This is a genomic window from Paraburkholderia acidicola (assembly GCF_002362315.1).
In the GTDB taxonomy this organism is placed as follows: domain Bacteria; phylum Pseudomonadota; class Gammaproteobacteria; order Burkholderiales; family Burkholderiaceae; genus Paraburkholderia; species Paraburkholderia acidicola.
In genome coordinates this window covers 775,952-797,451 of sequence record NZ_MTZV01000004.1, presented here as the reverse complement: position 1 = coordinate 797,451, position 21,500 = coordinate 775,952, and the positions used below count along the sequence as shown (strand labels likewise).

At 64.1% G+C, this 21,500-nt stretch carries 18 protein-coding genes; 8 read left to right on the top strand and 10 right to left on the bottom strand.

The window, feature by feature from the left end; genetic code table 11:
* Positions 1-35: 35 nt before the first annotated feature.
* On the bottom strand, positions 36-938 hold the full coding sequence (locus tag BWP39_RS13840; protein WP_096721007.1) for an NAD kinase: 903 nt from the start codon (positions 936-938) through the stop codon (positions 36-38).
* Positions 939-1,206: 268 nt separating this feature from the next.
* On the opposite strand from BWP39_RS13840, the gene hrcA reads away from it, so the two are divergent.
* From hrcA to pabB, 7 genes are all read left to right on the top strand, one after another.
* Positions 1,207-2,226 (top strand): heat-inducible transcriptional repressor HrcA, encoded by a 1,020-nt coding sequence (hrcA, locus tag BWP39_RS13835; RefSeq protein WP_091010896.1) that lies wholly within the window; start codon positions 1,207-1,209, stop codon positions 2,224-2,226.
* A 183-nt stretch (positions 2,227-2,409) separates the two neighbouring features.
* Positions 2,410-3,480, top strand: a complete 1,071-nt coding sequence (gene hemH, locus BWP39_RS13830) for a ferrochelatase (RefSeq protein WP_096722570.1) — start codon at positions 2,410-2,412, stop codon at positions 3,478-3,480.
* A gap of 91 nt (positions 3,481-3,571) precedes the next feature.
* Positions 3,572-3,979, top strand: a complete 408-nt coding sequence (locus BWP39_RS13825) for an RNA-binding S4 domain-containing protein (RefSeq protein ID WP_096721005.1) — start codon at positions 3,572-3,574, stop codon at positions 3,977-3,979.
* 505 nt (positions 3,980-4,484) lie between these two features.
* Complete coding sequence (gene grpE / locus BWP39_RS13820; protein ID WP_096721003.1) at positions 4,485-5,078, top strand: nucleotide exchange factor GrpE; 594 nt, start codon at positions 4,485-4,487, stop codon at positions 5,076-5,078.
* Positions 5,079-5,265: 187 nt separating this feature from the next.
* Positions 5,266-7,221, top strand: a complete 1,956-nt coding sequence (dnaK, locus tag BWP39_RS13815; RefSeq protein WP_096721001.1) for a molecular chaperone DnaK — start codon at positions 5,266-5,268, stop codon at positions 7,219-7,221.
* Between the two features lie 256 nt (positions 7,222-7,477).
* The gene (gene dnaJ, locus BWP39_RS13810; RefSeq protein ID WP_096720999.1) at positions 7,478-8,617 is read left to right on the top strand and encodes a molecular chaperone DnaJ; all 1,140 of its coding nucleotides are present in this window, start codon (positions 7,478-7,480) and stop codon (positions 8,615-8,617) included.
* Positions 8,618-8,656: 39 nt separating this feature from the next.
* Positions 8,657-10,567 carry an aminodeoxychorismate synthase component I gene (gene pabB / locus BWP39_RS13805; RefSeq protein ID WP_096722568.1) on the top strand — a complete coding sequence of 637 codons (1,911 nt, stop codon included), beginning with the start codon at positions 8,657-8,659 and terminating at the stop codon, positions 10,565-10,567.
* Between the two features lie 119 nt (positions 10,568-10,686).
* Here the strand turns inward: pabB and panB are convergent, their stop codons facing one another.
* The 7 genes from panB to BWP39_RS13770 form a co-directional block, all read right to left on the bottom strand.
* Positions 10,687-11,502 carry a 3-methyl-2-oxobutanoate hydroxymethyltransferase gene (gene panB, locus BWP39_RS13800; RefSeq protein ID WP_096720997.1) on the bottom strand — a complete coding sequence of 272 codons (816 nt, stop codon included), beginning with the start codon at positions 11,500-11,502 and terminating at the stop codon, positions 10,687-10,689.
* Positions 11,503-11,578: 76 nt separating this feature from the next.
* The gene (locus BWP39_RS13795; RefSeq protein WP_096720995.1) at positions 11,579-12,313 is read right to left on the bottom strand and encodes a deoxynucleoside kinase; all 735 of its coding nucleotides are present in this window, start codon (positions 12,311-12,313) and stop codon (positions 11,579-11,581) included.
* Between the two features lie 43 nt (positions 12,314-12,356).
* Positions 12,357-12,887, bottom strand: a complete 531-nt coding sequence (gene folK, locus BWP39_RS13790; RefSeq protein WP_096720993.1) for a 2-amino-4-hydroxy-6-hydroxymethyldihydropteridine diphosphokinase — start codon at positions 12,885-12,887, stop codon at positions 12,357-12,359.
* Positions 12,888-12,935: 48 nt separating this feature from the next.
* Positions 12,936-14,492 (bottom strand): polynucleotide adenylyltransferase PcnB, encoded by a 1,557-nt coding sequence (pcnB, locus tag BWP39_RS13785; RefSeq protein WP_096720991.1) that lies wholly within the window; start codon positions 14,490-14,492, stop codon positions 12,936-12,938.
* Positions 14,489-15,175 (bottom strand): histidinol-phosphatase, encoded by a 687-nt coding sequence (locus BWP39_RS13780; RefSeq protein WP_096720989.1) that lies wholly within the window; start codon positions 15,173-15,175, stop codon positions 14,489-14,491. The genes pcnB and BWP39_RS13780 overlap by 4 nt, the downstream gene beginning before the upstream one ends.
* Before the next feature lie 11 nt (positions 15,176-15,186).
* On the bottom strand, positions 15,187-15,984 hold the full coding sequence (gene hda / locus BWP39_RS13775; RefSeq protein ID WP_096720987.1) for a DnaA regulatory inactivator Hda: 798 nt from the start codon (positions 15,982-15,984) through the stop codon (positions 15,187-15,189).
* Positions 15,985-16,025: 41 nt separating this feature from the next.
* Positions 16,026-17,105, bottom strand: a complete 1,080-nt coding sequence (locus BWP39_RS13770) for an AI-2E family transporter (protein ID WP_096720985.1) — start codon at positions 17,103-17,105, stop codon at positions 16,026-16,028.
* Positions 17,106-17,263: 158 nt separating this feature from the next.
* Here BWP39_RS13770 and purM point away from each other — a divergent pair, with 158 nt between their 5' ends.
* Positions 17,264-18,319 carry a phosphoribosylformylglycinamidine cyclo-ligase gene (purM, locus tag BWP39_RS13765; RefSeq protein WP_096720983.1) on the top strand — a complete coding sequence of 352 codons (1,056 nt, stop codon included), beginning with the start codon at positions 17,264-17,266 and terminating at the stop codon, positions 18,317-18,319.
* A gap of 154 nt (positions 18,320-18,473) precedes the next feature.
* On the opposite strand, the gene miaA is transcribed toward purM, so the two are convergent.
* Together miaA and mutL are read right to left on the bottom strand one after the other, a co-directional pair.
* A complete protein-coding gene (gene miaA, locus BWP39_RS13760; RefSeq protein ID WP_096722566.1) occupies positions 18,474-19,427 on the bottom strand; it encodes a tRNA (adenosine(37)-N6)-dimethylallyltransferase MiaA in 954 nt (317 codons plus the stop codon).
* A 43-nt stretch (positions 19,428-19,470) separates the two neighbouring features.
* Positions 19,471-21,477, bottom strand: a complete 2,007-nt coding sequence (gene mutL / locus BWP39_RS13755) for a DNA mismatch repair endonuclease MutL (protein WP_096720981.1) — start codon at positions 21,475-21,477, stop codon at positions 19,471-19,473.
* Positions 21,478-21,500: the final 23 nt, after the last annotated feature.

Genomic DNA, 21,500 nt, shown 5'->3' with positions numbered 1-21,500 from the left:
GAAACGGGCGCTCGGTTTTCAGCTCAGTTCTCAGCTCAGTTTTCAGGATCGTCTTCGTGCGACGGGTATTCGTTCCAGTGCAGCTTCTTGCGCAGCGTCGCGAAATAGCTATAGCCGGCCGGATGCAAGAACGGCACCGTGTGGCGCGAACGGCGCACCTCGATCGTATCGTTCAGTTCGAGCGCGGTGAACGACTGCATGTCGAAGTTCACGTTGACGTCGCGGCCCGAGATGATCTGGATGCCGACCTTCGAGTCGTCCGGCAGTACGATCGGCCGGTTGGACAGCGCATGGGGTGCGATCGGCACGAGCACGAGGCCCTGCAACTGCGGATGCAGGATCGGCCCCTGCGACGACAGGGCATATGCGGTCGAGCCGGTGGGGGTCGCGACGATCAGACCGTCGGAGCGCTGGTTGTACATGAAGCGGCCGTCCACCGAGACGCGCAACTCCGCCATCCCCGAGAAGCCACTGCGATTCACGACGACATCGTTGAACGCGAGCGCGTGATAGATCGGTTCGCCGGCGCGCATGATGCGCGCTTCGAGCAACGTGCGTTCTTCGCGCTCGAAGTTGCCCGCGAGCATCTGCGGGACGGCCTCGTACATATCGGAAATCGGGATGTCGGTGATGAAGCCGAGCCGGCCGTGGTTGATGCCGATCAGCGGCGTGCGGTAGGGCGCCAGTTGCCGGCTGATGCCGAGCATCGTGCCGTCGCCACCGAGCACGACCGCGACGTCCGCGCGCGCGCCGATCTCGGCGAGCCGCAGCGCGGGGTGGCCGGACGCGCCGATCTCAGTGGCCGTATCCGCTTCGAACACGACCTCGAAGCCACGCTTCTCGATGCAGGCGGCGAGCTTCGTCAGCGGCTCGCCGATGCCGGGCGTATTGCTGCGCCCTATGAGCGCAACGGTCTTGAACTGGGTGGTAACTTGCATGGCGGCATTACACCATAGGTGAGTGCCGAAAAGAACTGCGGCCAATCCCGACGGCGCACGGCGCCCCGACGTCGGCGCGCCGGGACTGAAACCCGGCTTGCATGGACAAGATTGTCGTTAGAATGGTGAAGCGCCGATGACAGGACCGCATCGGACGTGCGGCGGCACCTCTGCCATGCAACTGCTGACGGGCGACAAAGCCGGCCAGGATAGACGGTGATATCCCGGTCATATCGTTTGTAGCGCCATTGAGCTAAAATTTTTCGTCATGCTAGATCCCCGCGCACAAACCCTCCTCAAAACGCTGATCGAGCGTTACATCGCCGAAGGTCAGCCGGTCGGCTCGCGCACGCTGTCGCGTTACTCCGGGCTGGAGCTGAGCCCCGCGACGATCCGCAACGTGATGTCCGACCTCGAGGAACTGGGGCTCGTAATCAGCCCGCATACGTCGGCGGGCCGGATTCCGACACCGCGCGGCTACCGGCTCTTCGTCGACACGATGCTGACCATGGAGTCCGCCGCCGACGAAGAAGCGGTCACCCGGACCGTCAAGACCACACTCCAGGCCGGCGAGCCGCAAAAGATCGTCGCGGCTGCTGCGAGCGTGCTGTCCAGCCTGTCGCAGTTCGCCGGCGTCGTGCTGACGCCGCGCCGCAGCCACGTGTTCAAGCAGATCGAATTCATGCGCCTGTCGGACAAGCGCATCCTGCTCATCATCGTGACACCCGAAGGCGACGTGCAGAACCGGATCATGGCGACGCAGCGCGACTTCTCGCTGTCCGAGCTGACCGAAGCGTCCAACTACATCAACGCGCATTTCGCCGGCCTCTCCTTCGACGAAGTGCGCCGCCGTCTGCGCGAGGAAATCGATGCGCTGCGCGGCGACATGACGACGCTGATGCACGCCGCGGTCACCGCAAGCACCGACGACACCGATACCGGCGAAACCGTGCTGATTTCCGGCGAGCGCAACCTGCTCGAAGTGGCCGACCTGTCGTCCGACATGGCCCGGCTGCGCAAGCTGTTCGATATCTTCGACCAAAAGACCAGTCTCCTTCAGTTGCTCGACGTGTCGAGTCACGCGCAGGGCGTGCAGATTTTCATCGGCGGCGAATCGAATCTCGTGCCGATCGAGGAAATGAGCGTCGTCACCGCGCCGTACGAGGTGAACGGCACGATCGTCGGCACGCTCGGCGTGATCGGGCCGACGCGGATGGCCTATAGCCGCGTGATCCCGATCGTCGACATCACCGCGCGGCTGCTCTCGTTGACCCTCAGCCAGCAGTAGGGCGGTTCCTGCGGTTTTCCATGGCGATGAGGGATGTTGCCGCGCCCGCGGCCGCGCCGCCAATCGGCCGGATGGCCAGCGGACGCGGTCGGCGCGGTGGACGCAGATTGGTCCGGCAAGCCGCGCCGCTATAATGGCCGCTTTCGCCTCTCACTCCGCGCCCCGCGCGCCGACCCGTTGCCTATGCGTTTCGATCTCGAGCGGCCTTCGCAGCCTGCTGCGGCACATCGCGTCGGCGTGCTGCTGATCAATCTCGGCACCCCCGATGCACCGACGCCCCGCGCGGTGCGCCGTTACCTCGCGCAGTTCCTGTCCGATCCGCGTGTCGTCGAGATTCCCGCCGTGCTGTGGCAGATCATCCTGCGTCTGCTGATCCTGCCGTTTCGTGGTGTTTCGTCGGCGAAGAAATACGCCGCGGTCTGGATGCCGGAGGGCTCGCCACTGCGCGTGCATACCGAGAAACAGGTCGACGCGTTGCGCCAGTTGCTGCTGGCGAACGGCTACACGACGATCGTCGAGTACGCGATGCGCTACGGCACGCCAGGCATACCGGCGATGCTGAACCAGCTAAAGCTTGCCGGCGCCGAACGCGTGCTGCTGATGCCGATGTATCCGCAGTATTCGTCGTCGACGACCGCGACCGCCTTCGATGACGCGTTCGCGGCGTTGCGACGCATGCGCAACCAGCCCGAGATCCGCACCGTGCGCCAGTACGCGGACCATCCCGCGTACATCGCCGCGCTCGCGGCACAGGTGCAGCATTACTGGCACGCGCACGGCCGCCCCGATTTCGCTGCCGGCGACAAGCTCATCCTCAGTTTCCACGGTGTGCCCAAGCGCACGCTCGATCTCGGCGATCCGTACCACGAGCAATGCCAGCAAACCGGCGCGCTGCTGATGCAGGCGCTCGAGCTGAGTTCGGTCGAATGCCGGGTGACCTTCCAGTCGCGCTTCGGTAAGGCCGAATGGCTGCAGCCGTATACCGCGCCGACGCTGAAGGAACTGGGCGCGGCGGGCGTGCGGCGCGCGGACGTGTTCTGTCCGGGCTTCACCGCCGACTGCCTCGAAACCATCGAGGAAATCGGTATCGAAGTCCGCGACGAGTTCATGCACGCGGGCGGCAAGGAGTTTCACCGCATTCCCTGTGTCAATAACGCGCCGGCGTGGATTGCGGCGCTCGGCGAGATCGTTGCGATCAATCTGCAGGGCTGGCCGGTGCAGGCGCCGCAACCTCACGGCGCGGCGGTGGCATGAGCGCCGACGTGTGGCCGGGCCGGACAGCGGGCCCGGCACCTGTATTTCGTAGCACCTCGCCGGGCCAGGTCCACGCGAGAAGGAGCAACCGATGAACTACCGCATTTCAACCGACGCAAGCGCCCGCCTGCGGATCGACAAATGGCTATGGGCGGCGCGCTTCTTCAAGACGCGTTCGCTCGCGGCCACGGCGGTCGAGAAGGGACAGGTGAGGATTGGCGGTGCGACGGTCAAGCCGGCTAGAGACGTGCGTGTCGGCGACCTGGTTGAGATCGAGATCGAGCGGGTGGTGTGGCAGGTGGAGGTGCTGGGCCTGTGCGACGTGCGCGGGCCGGCCAGCGTAGCCCAGACGCTCTACGCGGAAACCGCGGACAGCAAGGCGAAACGGCAGCAGGAGCTGGAACGCCGCAAGACGTACCGGGAGCCCGCAGAGGCGTTGCAGGGCCGGCCGACGAAACGCGACCGGCGCATTATCGACAGACTTGCAGGTGGGGATTGAACAGTTTTTCCATCGTCGCGTGCACGCCACCATACTCGGTCGTGCTCTCGTTGACGGCCCCGGACATGCAGATGGTCGTGGTCCCCGCAATGAGTACCAAGGCGACCACCGATATTGCAAAGGTCAGTTTCACGGTACCCCCTGAACACAGGATGGAAACGGGCAATTAGGACGGATCGATGAGGCGCTCGCGTAAGCTAAGGGTAAACATGCCTTTTCCGACGCTTGGATGGAGTTTAGGCCACTCGGAAATCCGGCTCAATCTCAATCCGATGAAGGCAGAGTAATGGTTGTAACCGGGCGTTTCCGCAGCACGGCTGCGGTGCAAAAACTGCCCCGGAAGGCTTGAAATCGGTGTTTTCGGACCTATTTGCACTCGTAGCGAGCGGGGGGCGGGTCGCACCGCGTCGCGCATTAGCAACATCAGAATGCGCCGGACGCGAGCGACACGCCCCCGCCTGGTTTTTTGGCTTCCGTTTTTATATTTCTAACGACTTTCAGCGACATGGAAAACACGCAAGAGAACCCGACAGGCCAGAACCCGGCGTCTGCCGATCCGGCGAAGCAGGACGAAGCCGCGCGCCAGGCCGCAGACGCCGCCTTGCAGCAGGACGCAGCCGCAGCGCAGGGCTCGGCCGGCGAGGCCGAAGCCGCACTGGCCGAGGCCCAGGCAAAGATCGTCGAGCTCCAGGAAAGCTTCCTGCGGGCTAAAGCCGAGACGGAAAACGTGCGGCGCCGCGCCCAGGAAGACGTCACGAAGGCGCACAAATTCGCCATCGAGAGCTTCGCCGAACACCTGCTGCCGGTGGTCGACAGCCTGGAAGCGGCGCTTACGCATTCGTCGGATGACCTCGTGAAGGTGCGCGAGGGCGTCGAACTGACGCTGCGCCAGCTCACCGGTGCGCTCGAGAAAGGCCGCGTCGTGCCGCTGAACCCGGTCGGCGAGAAGTTCGACCCGCACCGTCACCAGGCCATTTCGATGGTGCCGGCTGAGCAGGAGCCGAACACCGTCGTCGCCGTCCTGCAAAAGGGCTATGTGATCGCGGACCGCGTCCTGCGGCCGGCGCTCGTCACCGTCGCCCAGCCCCAGCCGAAGTAACCGGCTGGTATCAACTGGCATCGGCCGGCGATTGAAAATATTTAAAGACCGTATCGCGTAAAAGGTCTTGAAAACGATGCGGATGCACTCACCTTGGGTGCAGGTATGAATCTGGAGGCGGAATCGGCCGTAAAGCCAGCAGGCACAAGGCGTTCCGCAGCGATCGAAATACAGGAGATTGGTAAAAATGGGCAAAATTATCGGCATCGACCTCGGCACTACGAACTCGTGCGTGGCGGTGATGGAAGGCAATCAGGTCAAGGTGATTGAAAACTCGGAAGGCGCCCGTACGACGCCGTCGATCATCGCCTACATGGACGACAACGAAGTGCTGGTCGGCGCACCGGCTAAACGCCAGTCGGTCACGAACCCGCGCAACACGCTGTTTGCCGTGAAACGCCTGATCGGTCGTCGCTTCGAAGAAAAGGAAGTGCAGAAGGACATCGGCCTGATGCCGTACAAGATCATCAAGGCAGATAACGGCGACGCCTGGGTCGAAGCCCATGGCGAGAAGCTCGCCCCGCCGCAGATTTCGGCGGAAGTGCTGCGCAAGATGAAGAAGACCGCTGAAGACTACCTCGGCGAGCCGGTCACCGAAGCCGTGATCACGGTTCCCGCGTACTTCAACGACAGCCAGCGCCAGGCGACGAAAGACGCCGGCCGCATCGCCGGTCTGGAAGTGAAGCGGATCATCAACGAGCCGACCGCAGCCGCGCTCGCGTTCGGTCTCGACAAGGCCGAAAAGGGCGACCGCAAGATCGCCGTGTTCGACCTGGGCGGCGGTACGTTCGACATCTCGATCATCGAGATCGCCGACGTTGACGGTGAAATGCAGTTCGAAGTGCTGTCGACGAACGGCGATACGTTCCTCGGCGGTGAAGACTTCGACCAGCGCATCATCGATTACATCATCAGCGAATTCAAGAAAGAGCAGGGCGTCGATCTGTCGAAGGACGTGCTCGCGCTGCAACGCCTGAAGGAAGCCGCTGAAAAAGCCAAGATCGAACTGTCGTCGGGCCAGCAAACCGAAATCAATCTGCCGTACATCACGGCCGACGCCTCGGGTCCGAAGCACTTGAACCTGAAGATCACGCGCGCGAAGCTCGAAGCGCTGGTCGAAGACCTGATCGAACGCACGATCGAACCGTGCCGTGTCGCGATCAAGGACGCTGGCGTGAAGGTGAGCGACATCGACGACGTGATTGTCGTTGGCGGCCAGACGCGTATGCCGAAGGTGCTGGACAAGGTGAAGGAAGTCTTCGGCAAGGACGCGCGCCGTGACGTGAACCCGGACGAAGCCGTGGCCGTTGGCGCTGCGATTCAAGGCCAGGTGCTGTCGGGTGACCGTAAGGACGTGTTGCTGCTCGACGTGACTCCGCTGTCGCTCGGCATCGAAACGCTCGGCGGCGTGATGACGAAGATGATCAACAAGAACACGACGATCCCGACGAAACACGCACAGGTGTACTCGACGGCCGACGACAACCAGGGCGCCGTGACGATCAAGGTGTTCCAGGGCGAACGCGAAATGGCAGCCGGCAACAAGCTGCTGGGCGAGTTCAACCTCGAAGGTATTCCGCCGTCGCCGCGTGGCGTGCCGCAGATCGAAGTGAGCTTCGACATCGACGCGAACGGCATTCTGCACGTCGGCGCGAAAGACAAGGCGACCGGCAAGGAAAACCGCATCGTCATCAAGGCGAACTCGGGTCTGTCGGAAGCAGAGATCGAGAAGATGGTGAAGGACGCGGAAGCGAACGCCGAAGAAGATCACAAGCTGCGCGAACTGGCCGATGCCCGCAACCAGGGCGACGCGCTGGTCCACAGCACGAAGAAGGCGCTCACCGAATACGGCGACAAGCTCGAAGCCGGCGAGAAGGACAAGATCGAAGCCGCGTTGAAGGACCTCGAAGAAACGCTGAAGAGCGGTGCGAGCGACAAGGCTGCGATCGACGCGAAGATCGAAGTCGTGGCAACGGCATCGCAGAAGCTCGGCGAAAAGATGTACGCCGACATGCAGGCCGCCCAGGGCGCAGCAGGCGCCGCAGCGGGTGCGGCTGGCTCAGCGGGTGCGTCGGCAGGTGGTGCCGGTCAGCCGGAAGACGACGTCGTCGACGCCGAGTTCAAGGAAGTGAAGAAGGACTAAGCCGGGTTGTGTCTAACCGTCACGCCATGCGCAGCCACGCTGCGCATGGCCGGCTACAAAACGCTCTGCGCCCATCCGGCGCATGAACGGTGACTACGCCTGGCGAGCCTTCCGGCTCCCCGGGCACGTTTGTTTTATGGAGGACGCTGCGCATGCCGTGCAAACGGCGCGGTGCGCAGCGCCTGGAACGAGTCGAGAGACTCCAGCATTCAACAGGAACCGCCGCGCTGCACCGCGCGGTGGGCGCTGAACCGATATGGCGAAACGGGATTACTACGAGGTTCTGGGCGTCGCGAAGAACGCGAGCGACGACGAAATCAAGAAGGCTTATCGCAAGCTGGCGATGAAGCATCACCCTGACCGCAATCCGGACAACAAGGATTCGGAAGAGCGTTTCAAGGAGGTGAAGGAAGCCTACGAAATGCTGTCGGACACGCAGAAACGCGCGGCCTACGACCAGTACGGCCACGCAGGCGTCGACCCGAACATGGGCGGCGCGGGTGCGCAGGGGTTCGGCGGGTTTGCCGATGCATTCGGCGATATCTTCGGCGATATCTTCGGCCAGGCGGCCGGCGGTGCCGCACGCGGCGGCCGCAGCGCCGGCCCGCAGGTGTATCGTGGCGCCGATCTGCGCTACAGCATGGAAATCACGCTCGAGCAGGCGGCTCACGGCTACGACACGCAGATTCGCGTGCCGAGCTGGGTGTCGTGCGAGATCTGTCACGGCTCGGGCGCAAAGCCCGGTACCAAGCCGGAAACCTGCCCGACCTGTAACGGCTCCGGCGCGGTGCGCATGTCGCAGGGCTTCTTCAGCATCCAGCAGACCTGCCCGAAGTGTCATGGCACCGGCACCTATATTCCCGAGCCTTGCACGCATTGCCATGGCGCAGGCAAGACCAAGGAAACCAAGACGCTGGAAGTGAAGATTCCGGCAGGCATCGATGACGGGATGCGCATCCGCTCGGCGGGCAACGGCGAGCCGGGTATTAATGGTGGTCCGTCGGGCGATCTGTATGTCGAGATCCACATCAAGCAGCACGCGGTGTTCGAGCGCGACGGCGACGATCTGCACTGCCAGATGCCGATTCCGTTCACGACCGCGGCGCTTGGTGGCGAAATCGAAGTGCCGACGCTGGCCGGCCGCGCAACCTTCACGGTGGCCGAGGGCACCCAGTCGGGCAAGACGTTCCGGTTGCGTGCCAAGGGGATCAAGGGGCTGCGTTCGAGCATCGCTGGTGATCTCTACGTGCACGTGCAGGTCGAAACGCCGGTCAAGCTCACCGACCAGCAGCGCGAATTGCTGCAGCAGTTCGAGAAGTCGCTGGTTGAAGGCGGCGCGCGTCATAGCCCGCAGAGCAAGAGCTGGTTCGATCGGGTGAAGAGCTTCTTCGATTGATGTGCTGCGGTTGATGGCGGTTTGATGCCGATGGTCGAGATGGCGGCTGAAGAACGTGATGCGGTATTCGCGTTGCTCGACGATAGCGGGTCGACGGCGCTTTGTCCGTCGACCCGTTTGTACACCGGGTTTGTGCGCGAGCGTGTGTGTAGCGATGTTGTGCAACTCGATGCGGTTGTTGCCGCTGTCGTAGCGGATCAGCGGGCGGGTTTGCATGCGGTCGTGCTCGCAGACTATGAGTTTGGCCACGGCCTGGCCGGTATCGATACCGACACGGGCAGTGCGCAGTTTCAAGCAACGCAGCGGGGCGACGCCCCGCTGCGTTTTTTATTGTTCGAACGATGCGCCAGGCTGTCGCGCGAAGCCGCCGATGCATGGCTCGCGCAGCGCGACGGCGGCGCGGAGCAGCCTTCGGTGGCGGGCACGGCGAACCTGCGGGCGAGCGTCGATAACAAGCAGTTCGCCGCCGCGATCGACGCGATCCACGCGGCGCTGCGCGATGGCGATTCGTATCAGGTCAACTACACCTACCGGCTCGCGTTCGATGTATTCGGTGCGCCGCTCGCGCTCTACCGGCGTCTGCGCGACCGTCAGCCGGTGCCGTATGGTGCGTTGATTGCGTTGCCGGATGGCCGTTGGGTGCTATCGTGTTCGCCGGAATTGTTCGTCGGGAAGACTGGGGCGACGTTGCTCGCACGCCCGATGAAGGGCACCGCGCCGCGCGCCGCCGATCCGTTACACGATCAACGTGCCGCCGATTTTCTCGCCAGCGATCCGAAGAACCGCGCCGAAAACGTGATGATCGTCGATCTGCTGCGCAACGATCTATCGAGAGTGGCGCGCATCGGTTCGGTGCGCGTGCCGGCGTTGTTCTCGGTTGAGCCGTATGCGTCGGTGTGGCAGATGACGTCGACGGTGACGGCTGCATTGCGTCCGCGCACGTCGTTCGCCGATGTGCTGCGTGCGCTGTTTCCTTGCGGATCGATCACGGGTGCGCCGAAGCATCGTACGATGCAACTGATCGACACGCTCGAAACGACGCCGCGCGGGCTATACACTGGCGCGATCGGCTGGCTCGATGCGCCCGCACCGGATTCAGTCGAAGAAGAGCTTTGCGGCGATTTCTGCCTGTCGGTTGCGATCCGTACGTTGACGCTCGAGGCCGCGAGCCGCACTGGCAAGCGCAATGGAACCATGGGCGTCGGCGCGGGTATCGTGCTCGACAGTGTCGCCGCCGACGAATACGAGGAGTGTCAGTTGAAAGCCCGATTCCTGACTGAAGCCGATCCCGGCTTCGAGCTGTTCGAGACGATGTACGCGACGCACGAGGACGGTATCCGTCATCTCGAACGTCATCTGGCGCGGCTGTCTGCGAGCGCGGGCTACTTCGATTTTCGTTTCGATGTCGCTGCGGTGCGTGCGCAACTCGAGGCGCAGCGCGCTGCGTTGCCAGCCGGTGCCGAGCACCGCGTGCGGCTCGCGGTCGGCAAGAACGGCGATGCGCAGATTGTCGCTGCGCCGCTTGCCGCGTTACCCCCCGGTGAGGTCGGTGTGCTGCTCGCGCCCGAACGCGGATTCACCGCTACACAGGCCGACGATCCGTTGCTGCGGCACAAGACGACGCGCCGCGCGGATTACGATCGTGGCTGGCGTGAGGCCGAAGCACATCACGCATTCGATACGCTGTTCTTCAACGAACGCGACGAGCTGACCGAAGGCGGTCGCTCGAATGTGTTCGTGAAGCTCGATGGAACGTGGTGGACGCCGCCGCTGGATTCGGGCGTGTTGCCTGGTGTGATGCGTGCGGTCTTGCTCGAAGACCCGGCGCTGCACGCGGCGGAGCGTGTGCTTACGCGGGCCGACCTGCTGCGTGCCGACGCTCTGATGCTAAGCAATGCATTGCGCGGCGCATTGCCAGCTCGCATTGTTAGTGCATTGGCCGCGACTTAACAGGAGGAGCGGGCCGATCTGCGTTGCGCCGATGCCCGGCAACACATTGCCTGGCGCACTGCCTGTCCACATTACGAGCGCACGACCGGTGACCGGCGCAAGCGCGACAGACACCCCGCTCAAAACGTATGTTCAGGGCCCGGAAACGACCGATCCTTCACCGCACGAACATACGCATCGACAGCAGCGAAGATACCCGGCTGCCCCTGCGTGAAATCCTTCACGAAGCGCGGGCGCTTGCCGGGGAAAATCCCCAGCATGTCGTGCAGCACGAGCACCTGACCCGAACAATCGACGCCCGCCCCGATACCGATAGTTGGAATACGCAACTGCTGCGTGACTTCGGCGGCAAGCAGCGTCGGAATCGCTTCGATCACGACCAGTTGCGCGCCCGCATCCTGTAGCGCCCGCGAGTCGCGCAATAGCTGGCTCGCACCGGCCTCGGTCTTGCCCTGTACCTTGAATCCACCAAACGCATGCACCGATTGCGGCGTGAGCCCGACATGCGCACAGACCGGCACAGCGCGTTCAATCAGAAACCGCACCGTCTCGGCAAGCCACTCGCCACCCTCGATCTTCACCATCTGCGCACCGGCCCGCATCACCTGCGTTGCGCTCGCGAACGCATCGGTGGGGGTGCCGTAGGTACCGAACGGCAGATCCGCGACGACGAGCGCGGACGGCTGCGCACGCGCGACGCAGGCGGTGTGATACGCGATGTCGTTGAGCGAAACAGGCAGCGTCGTCGCATGTCCTTGCAGCACATTGCCGAGCGAATCGCCGATCAGCAGCACATCGACGCCCGCGCGGTCGAGCAGCGCGGCAAAGCTCGCGTCATAGCACGTGAGCATGGCGATTTTTTCGCCGGCGTCGCGCATCGCCTGAAGCTTCGGGACCGTAATCGCGTTCCGGGCCGCTTCCTGCAGATAGGTCATGGGGAATCCAGATCCAGTGAGTGGAGGTACGTTGAAAAGCCGTCGTGTGAAGCCGCGGCGTTGATAGCGATATCGCTTATAGCGACGTGCCCTTCACGAAGAACTCCTTGCGTCCGCGCATCGTCTCGATACGTTCGACCAGCAGCGCGAGGTCCGCATCGGAGTCGAGCGGGTTCAGATGTTCTGCGTTGACCGTCAGCACCGGCGTGCGGTCGTAATGGTAGAAGAAGTCGTTGTACGCGTCGCACAGCGCGCGCAGATAGGCATCCGGAATCTGCAGTTCCATCGGCACGGCGCGCTTCTGGATGCGCGCAAACAGCACCTCGGGGCTCGCCTGCAGATAGACGACCAGGTCGGGCGCGGGCGCTGTGCGGGCACTGCCTTCGAGCGCACCGCGTGCACTTCCTTCGCTTGCCGAAGAGTGCGCATCGATCCGTGTAGAGAGCGCGCGATACAGGTTCCACTCGTCGTCGGGCAAGGTCAGCCGCGCGAAGATGTCGTTCTTCTGCGTCATGAAATCGGCGACCAGCGCTACGCCGCTTGCGTGCGCAGCGGCGATTTCCTGCGCCTGCTGGGCGCGCTGCAACGCGAAATGCAGTTGCGTAGGCAGCGCATAACGCGCGGTGTCGCGATAGAAGCGTTCGAGAAACGGATTGTCCTGCGGCCGCTCGAACAGCGTGCGCATCGACCAGCGCTCAGCGAGCCGTCGCGTCAACGAGGTCTTGCCGACACCGATCGGACCTTCGATCGCCAGATAGCGGAACGGCGGACGCAGAACGGGGGCGGTGACGGTCAGCGGTGGTGTGCTCATCGGCGGTTTGTCCGGCGAATGATGGAAGAGGGGGAAGACGGACTCACAGGCGCTCGCCCTTGTCGGCGCTCGCGCCAAGCATCGAGCACTGACAAGGGTTCTTCATCTTTTCGATGCGCTGGTCCGCGACCGCGGCGAGAAATGCGTCTGCGCGGCCGTGCTGCGGGATGACCAATTGCGGAGCGATCTCAATGAGCGGTACGAGCGCGAACGCGCGTTCGACGAGCCGCGGATGCGGCACGATCAGATCGGGTTCTTCGATGGATTGCTCGCCGTACAGCAGGATGTCGAGATCGAGCGTACGCGGCGCGTTGCGAAACGGGCGCTCGCGGCCGAAGTGATGCTCGATCTTGTGGCACAGCGCGAGCAGATGCCGCACGGGGAGCGTCGTGTCGAGCTTCACGACACAGTTGAGGTAATCGTCGCCGCCCGCGTCGATCGGGGCGGTGCGATAGAGGCTCGACTTCGCGAGCACGGCAATGGTGTGCTGCTGTGCAAGGCACACCACCGCGTCTTTCAGGGTCTGGCGCGCGTCCCCGAGATTCGCGCCGAGGCCGAGATAAGCAACCGTCATGGCATAACTTCCTACGACTTTCGTTCGACGGCGAGTGCCGGTACCGCGTCAATCCTCGTGAGCGCCGCCGCCGGAGCTCACGTCGTTTGCTGCGCGGCTACCTTCTGTCGTTCCGCCCTCCATTCCGCCACCCTCATTGCGGTTTCTGGCGCCACCGCGCCGCCGTCGTTTTCTGGGTGCCCGGTCCTTCCCGCCCTGCGTGAGCAATGCCTCGCGCGCGGCGATGTCTCCCTCGATGAACTCCGTCCACCACGCACCCACCGACTCGTCGAGTTCGCCGGATTCGCAGCGCAACAGGAGGAAATCATACCCCGCTCTAAATCTTTGGTGTTCCAGCAGCTTGATGGCGCCACGGCCCGAGCGTTTTTCGAGGCGCAACTGCAGGCCCCAGATCTCGCGCATATCGGACGAGAAGCGCTTGTGAATCGCGAGCTTTTCGGTCTGCATGTCGAGCACGTCGTCCATCGCGCGGTGCAGCGCGGGCACCGGATACTCGCCGTTCGCTTCGTATTGTTGCCAGCGCTGCTGCATGTCGTGCCATAGCAGCGTCGCGAACAGAAAGCCAGGCGACACCGGCTTGCCGGCGCGCACGCGGTCGTCGGTGTTGGTGAGCGCGAGCGTGATGAATTTCTCGCCTTGCGGCTGTTCGAGCACAACGTCGAGCAGCGGCAGCAGGCCGTGATGCAGGCCTTCCTGACGCAGCCGTTGCAGGCACGCGAGCGCGTGGCCCGAGAGCAGCAGCTTGAGCATTTCATCGAACAGACGCGCGGCCGGCACGTTGTTGATCAGGTCGGCGAGCGCCTTGATCGGTGCGCGCGTCGAATCTTCGATCTCGAAGCCAAGCTTGGCCGCGAAGCGCACGACGCGCAGCATCCGTACCGGGTCTTCGCGGTAACGCGTAGCCGGATCGCCGATCATCCGCAGCAGGCGCGCGCGCATGTCGGCCATGCCGTTGTGATAGTCGAGCACCGTCTGCGTGGCGGGATCGTAGTACATCGCGTTGATCGTGAAGTCGCGGCGCGTCGCGTCTTCGTGTTGCTCGCCCCACACGTTGTCGCGCAGCACGCGGCCGCTGGCGTCGACGGCATGGGTGCGGCGATCGAGTTCGTCGCGTCGCAGGCGTTTCTGCGGAGGGGCATCGGCGGCCGGCGGGTCGACCAGTGCGCGGAACGTCGAGGTCTCGATGATTTCCTGGCCGAACTGTACGTGCACGATCTGAAAACGCCGGCCGATGATGCGCGCGCGGCGGAACAGCTTCTGCACTTCGTCGGGGGTCGCGTCGGTGGCGACGTCGAAGTCTTTCGGCGCGATGCCGAGCAGCAGGTCGCGCACCGCACCGCCGACGATAAACGCCCGGAACCCGGCTTGCTGCAGCCCGTCGGTGACGCGGATCGCGTTCTTCGAGATCAGCGACGGATCGATGCCGTGAATCTCGGACGGGATGATGACGGGCACGTCCGGGTCGCGTTTGGCCGGCGCGGCTTTACCCGCTGGCTTGCGACGCGTTTTCGTGGGCGCCGTGGACGTCTCGGCGGCTTCCGCCGGGGATGCGTCGGCGGGCGTCGTGTCCTGTCCGAACAGCTTGCGAATGAGTTTCTTGATCACGTGGATTGAAAGAGTTCCAGGATGCGCCAGCCGTGCGCTTGCGCGTGGGCGCGCAGCGTATCGTCAGGGTTGGTCGCGATGGGGTCGGTCACCCGTTCGAGCAGTGGGATGTCGTTATGCGAATCGCTGTAAAAGTAGCTGCGTCCGAAATCGGACCATGTCTTGCCAAGCGATGCGAGCCATGCCTCGGTACGCAGGATCTTGCCTTCCTTGTAGCTCGGTGTGCCCGTGGGGCGGCCGGTGTAGGCCGATTGCGGATCGCCGTCGACGGTCTCGACTTCGCAGGCGATCAGGTTGTCGACGCCGAACACTTCGGCGATCGGTGCGGTGATGAATTCGTTGGTCGCGGTGACCACGCAGCAGAGGTCGCCGGCGTCGCGGTGCTGGCGCACGAGTTCCATGGCGGCCGGCACGATGGCCGGACGGATCACTTCGTGCATGTACTGGTCGTGCCATTCCTTCAACTGCGCGCGCGAACGGCCGGCAAGCGGCGTCAGCATCGCGACCAGATAGGCATGGATATCGAGCTTGCCGGCCTTGTAGTCGGCATAGAAGCGGTCGTTTTCACGCGCGAAGCTCGCACCGTCGACGATGCCGAGCTTGACCATGAAGCGGCCCCATTCGTGGTCGCTGTCGGTGGGGATGAGCGTGTGATCGAGGTCGAAGAGTGCGAGATTAGCCATGGGGGCACATTTTACTTGAAGCGGCTACCGGCAGCGGGCGAGGCTGCCGCGCGCGGGTCTTCGGCCCCGGAAGGGTCCCCCAAGGGGACTTCCTTCGGGGCATCCCCCAAGGGGACTTCCTTCGGGGCAGATGCCAGCATCGTGCGCAGCAGCGGCAGTGTCACCGCGCGCTTCTGTTCGAGCGAGAAGCGGTCGAGCGCGTCGAGCAGCGTCATCAGGCTCGGCATGTCGCGGCGGAAATGGGTGAGCAGGTAGGCGGGCACATCGTCGGCGAGCGCGATGCCGCGCTCGCGCGCCGCGTGTTTCAGCACGGCCGCCTTGCCTTCGTCGGGCAGCGGCGCGAGATGGAACACGAGCCCCCAGCCGAGCCGCGTGCGCAGGTCTTCGCGCACAGTCAGGCCGATCGGCGCGGCGTTGCCCGCGGCGACGAGCGCACTGGAAGGCTGCGCGCGCACTTCGTTGAACAGATTGAAGAGCGCGATCTGCTGCGCCGCCGACAACCCGTCGCAATCGTCGACGGCATACAGCGCGACCCGCGGATCGAAGGTGAATGCCGCGAGACCGCTCTGCGGACTGACGAAGCGCGCATGCCCCGGTGCCGCTTCGTGGATGAACGCCTGCAGCAGGTGCGTGCGACCGCTGCCCGCTTCGCCCCAGATATAGAACGTGCGGTCCGCGACCGGGCCGGCCGCGAGCGCGCCGTCCAGCTCGCGCAGGCGCGTCACCAGCTCGGCGTTCGCACCGGCGAAGAAGTTGTCGAATGTCGATGGCGGCGGAGTGCCGAGATCGAGCGTCAGCTGTCGAAGCACGATAGGTCGGGTGCGTAGGTGAGGGCTGAAAATGAAAACAATCAGTTGTTCTTGTAGAGCGTGCTAGACAGGTAGCTCAACCGCAGCTCGCGCACCGCGACCGACAGGATCGCGCTCACGGGCAGCGCGAGCAGCACGCCGAAAAAGCCAAACAGTTGACCGAATGCGAGCAGGGCGAAGATCACGGCGAGCGGGTGCAGGCCGATCCGTTCGCCGACAAGGCGCGGTGTCAGGAAAAAGCCTTCGAGCACCTGGCCGATACCGTAGATCACCGCGACCGCGCCGAAGCCATACCAGTTGCCGAACTGCAGCAGCGCGGCGAGTAGCGCGAGGACGAGACCGGTGGCATAGCCGATGTACGGAATGAACACCGCAATGCCGGTGAAGATGCCGACGGGCAGCGCGATCTCGAAGCCCGCGATCCACAGCGCGAGCGCGTAGAACACGGCCAGCACGGCCATCACGAGCAACTGGCCGCGCAGGTATTGCGACAGCATCTGGTCCATGTCGTGCGCGAGCTGCAGCGTCTTGTCGAGCCAGCGGCGCGGCACGAAATTCTGGGCGCGCCGCAGCATGTCGTTCCAGTCGTACAGCAGATAGAACAGCACGAGCGGCACCATTACGACGTTGCCGATCACGGTGATCATCACGTTGCCGCTGGTGCGCACCGAGGTCCACGCATACATCGCAACGGTCTTGGCACTCCCTTCGAGCTGACCCATCACGAGATCGCGGATGCTCGCGAAATCGAGTGAGTCGGCGAGGCCGAGCAACGCGAGTTTCGGCTGCACCCAGTCGTGCAGGTGGGTGAAGAAGCCAGGCACCTGCTGGCGCAATTGCGGCCCTTCCTTCTGTACGACGGCGAGGATCAGCAGGACGAGGAGGGTGATCAGCAGCGCGAACAGCAGCATCATCAGCAGGGCCGCGAGACCACGCGGCACCCGCCGCCGCACGAGCCACGCGACGCCCGGCTGCAGGATGTACGCGAGGATCGCGCCGAGCAGGAACGGGGTCAGCACCGGGCTCAGCAGCCACAGCAGGATGCCGGTGCCGAGCGCGATGGCGAGCCAGATGAAGACGTGGCGCTGGTACTGGGTCAGAAGCGGAGAATTTTGCTGCAAGGCGTATTTCCCTGGTGATTGGGCAACTGAGTGGGCAACTGCGTAGGCAACTGTAAGGGCGATTGCCGGGCGGCAACCGGGCTAACCCGCAGTCAAATTCCAGCCGACCGGTCCGCATCGGGTAAAATCGCATTTTACCGACCTTCTCGCGCTTCCCCATGAATCAACCGAAATCCGCCTCTGACGCCCAAGGTTTGTCGTATCGCGACGCCGGCGTGGACATCGACGCGGGCGACGCCCTTGTCGACGCCATCAAGCCCTTTGCCAAAAAGACGATGCGCGATGGCGTGCTGGGCGGCATCGGCGGCTTCGGAGCGCTTTTCGAGGTGCCGAAGAAGTATCGCGAGCCGGTGCTCGTGTCCGGTACCGACGGCGTCGGCACGAAGCTGAAACTCGCGTTTCACCTGAACCGGCACGACACGGTCGGCGAGGATCTCGTCGCGATGAGCGTGAACGACATCCTCGTGCAGGGCGCCGAGCCGCTGTTCTTCCTCGATTACTTCGCCTGCGGCAAGCTCGACGTCGGTACGGCGGCGACGGTCGTGAAGGGCATCGCGCAAGGCTGCGAGTATGCGGGATGCGCGCTGATCGGCGGCGAAACGGCCGAAATGCCGGGCATGTACCCGGATGGTGAATACGATCTGGCGGGTTTCGCGGTCGGTGCGGTCGAGAAGAGCAAGATCATCGACGGCAGCACGATTACTCCCGGCGACGTCGTGCTGGGGCTCGCGTCGAGCGGCATTCATTCGAACGGGTTTTCGCTGGTGCGCAAGATCATCGAGCGCGCGCAACCGGATCTCGACGCTGACTTCGACGGCCGGACGCTCGCCGATGCGCTGATGGCGCCTACGCGCATCTACGTGAAGCCGCTGCTCGCGCTGATGCAGCAGATCGCTGTGAAGGGTATGGCGCACATCACCGGTGGTGGTCTCGTCGAAAATATTCCGCGTGTGTTGAGGACCGGTCTCACCGCCGAACTCGATCATCGCGCCTGGCCGCTGCCGCCGCTGTTCTCGTGGCTGCAGAAGCACGGCGGCGTGGCGGATGCGGAGATGCATCGCGTGTTCAACTGCGGGATCGGGATGGCGGTGGTGGTGTCCGCTGCCGATGCTGAACAGGCCATCGGGCTGTTGTCCGCTGCGGGCGAACAGGTCTGGAAGATCGGGACCGTGCGCGAGAGCCGTGAAGGTGAAGCGCAGACGGTTGTTGTTTGAGGCGCGCTTGAATCAATCGGCAGTGTAGTTAGCAGCGCAATTTGCAACGCATCTAGCAGCGTATTTACCGGCGCATTTATCAGGCTTGCCGGCAACGGTTCATACGTTGCCGGTCGTTTCCCGCAGCACACTCCCCAACGCAAAACCTGAAGCGTCAGCCGACTGCCTGTTCCAGCGCCGTCAATGCGCGTTCGACCGCATCGTCGGCACAGCAATCGACGACGATCCGCTCCGGCATCGAGCGCAGCCACGTCAGCTGTCGCTTGCAGAGCTGCCGCGTAGCGAAGACACCTTTGTCGCGCATCGTCGCGTAATCGACGGCGCCGTCCAGATACTCCCAGGCCTGCCGGTAGCCGACACAGCGCATCGACGGCAGGCCCGCATGCAGATCGCCGCGGGCGCGCAGCCGTTCCACCTCATCGATAAAACCGTTCGCGAGCATCGCATCGAAGCGTCGCGCGATGCGCTCGTGCAGCACGCTGCGATCCGATGGCTCCAGCGCCACTGGCACGAAGCGCCAGTGTGCCGCTGTGTCTTCACGCGACGGAGCGTTTAGCAGCGCCGACATCGGCTGACCCGCCAGCAGGAAAACTTCGAGTGCACGCTGGATGCGCTGCGAATCGTTCGGCGCGAGCCGCGCAGCAGTCTCGGGATCGATCGCCGCGAGCCGCGCGTGCATCGCGGGCCAGCCCTCGCGGGCCGCATCGGCATCGAGCGATGCGCGCACCTCAGGGTTGGCGGCGGGCAGTTCGTTGAGCCCCTGCGTCAACGCGCGGTAGTACAGCATCGTGCCGCCCACCAGCAGCGGCATGCGTCCGCGCGCCGCGATCTCGCCGCACAGACGCAGCGTGTCGGTGCGGAAATCGGCGGCGGAGTAGGCATCGGCCGGGTCGACGATATCGATCAGATGATGCGGCACGCGGGCACGTTCTTCGGCGTCCGGCTTCGCGGTGCCGATATCCATCTCGCGATAGACGAGTGCCGAATCCACGCTGACGATCTCGACCGGTCGTCTGGCCGCGAACGCGAGCGCAGCCGCGGTCTTGCCGGAGGCAGTCGGCCCGAGCAGGCACGCAACCGGAATGGGCGTGTGGGTGGAAGCGGACATCATCGCAGGCAGGCTCTTCGACGTAGCAAACAACGCACCGCGCTCATTGCCCGCGCATGAACAGGCGATCGAGATCGGTCAGCGTCAGTTGATACCACGTCGGCCGCCCGTGATTGCACTGATCCGCACGCTCGGTGGCTTCCATCTGGCGCAGCAACGCGTTCATCTCGTCGAGCGTGAGGCGCCGGTTCGCGCGCACCGCGTGATGGCACGCGAGCGTGCCGAGCAATTCATGCTGCCGCTCGGTCAGCACACGCGAGCCGCCGTACGCCTGCAGATCGGTTAGCACTGCACGCGCGAGCGCCTGCAGATCGGCATCCTTCAGCAACGCGGGAACGGCGCGGATCGCGAGCGACGTCGGAGACAGCACGGCGAGATCGAAGCCGAGTGCATCGAGCGTCTCGCGCTCTTCCTCGACGATGCCGATTTCGACGGCGTCCGCGGGCATCGATAGGGGGATCAGCAGCGGTTGCACAGCAATCGTACGATCGGCGAGCGCGTTCTTGAACTGCTCGTAGAGAATGCGTTCGTGTGCTGCGTGCATGTCGACGATGATGAGCCCGTGTGCGTTTTGCGCCAGCACGTAGATGCCGTGGATCTGACCGAGCGCGAAGCCGAGCGGCTGCTCGTCGTCGGTGAAGGTGTGGGCCGACGCTGCTGGCGCGGCAAACGGTGTGGCCGTTCCGTCGCGCGCTTCGAGCGTCGTTGAACCTTGCGGCGTACCGGCACCGGTGTCACGCCGACCGAATAGCGCATCGTAAAGCGCGAGCGGCTGCGCAACCGGCAGCGTGCCCTGGGTCATCCGCGCCTGTCTGAGCCATGTGTTGCCGGCGTCGGCACCACCGCTGCCGCCGCGATTGCCGAACCCCGTGCCAGGTAAGCCGGTGGGCATTGGGCCAAAGGGACCAGACGCACCAGGCGCTCCGCTAACCGGCGCGATATGCGCAGCATGTCCACCGGCGGTCGTTTCCGGCGACGCCCCCGCATGCCGCGCCAGCGCGCGCTGGACCGCATGAAACACGAACTGATGAATCGAGCGCGAATCGCGGAAACGCACTTCGATCTTCGACGGATGCACGTTCACATCGACCGCTTCAGGCGGGATATCGAGGAACAACACATAGGACGGATAGCGGTCGCCGTGCAGCACGTCTTCATAGGCGGCCCGCACGGCATGCGTAAGCAGCTTGTCGCGCACGAAGCGCCCGTTGACGAAGAAATATTGCTGGTCGGCGCGGCCGCGGCTCGCGGTAGGCAGCCCCGCGCAGCCATACACGGCGAGCGGTCCCGCCGATTCATCGAGCGGCAGGTGCGCGGTCGCGAACGTCTCGCCGAGAATCTTCGCGACGCGTGCCGCGGGATCGGTTGCGTTCCAGTGCTCGACCGCGCGGCCGTTGTGCAGCACCGAGATCGCCACGTCGGGCCGCGCGAGCGCCGAGCGGCGAATCGTTTCGAGGCAATGGCCGAGTTCGGTCTGCTCGCTCTTCAGGAATTTGCGGCGCGCGGGCGTGTTGAAGTACAGCTCGCGTACTTCGATCGTCGTGCCCTGGGTGCCGGCCGCGGGCGCGAGCACGCCGGTTTGCGCATCGATGCGTACCGCGTGCGGCGCATCGGCGGTGCGGCTCGTGATGAACATCTCCGCCACCGATGCAATCGAAGCCAGCGCTTCGCCGCGAAACCCAAGCGTCGCAACCGATTCAAGCTCGGCCAGCGAGCGGATCTTGCTGGTCGCGTGACGCATCAGCGCGAGCGGCAGTTCGGCTTCGGGGATGCCGTAGCCGTCGTCGGTGATCGAAATGCGTTTGACGCCGCCTTCGTCGAGCAGGATACGCAAGGTGCTCGCACCGGCATCGATAGCGTTTTCGAGCAGTTCCTTGACGACCGATGCCGGGCGCTCGACCACTTCGCCGGCCGCGATCTGGCTGATCAACTGATCGGGTAGCGGCTGGATTGTGCGTAAGCGACGCGGCGCGGCGGTCCCGGGCGGCTGCGCAGCGGCGGGGCCCGTGGCTTCGGCGGCTTTTTCGGAGAATTCTGAGAACTCGGACATGGACGGATTATAGCGATTTGCCG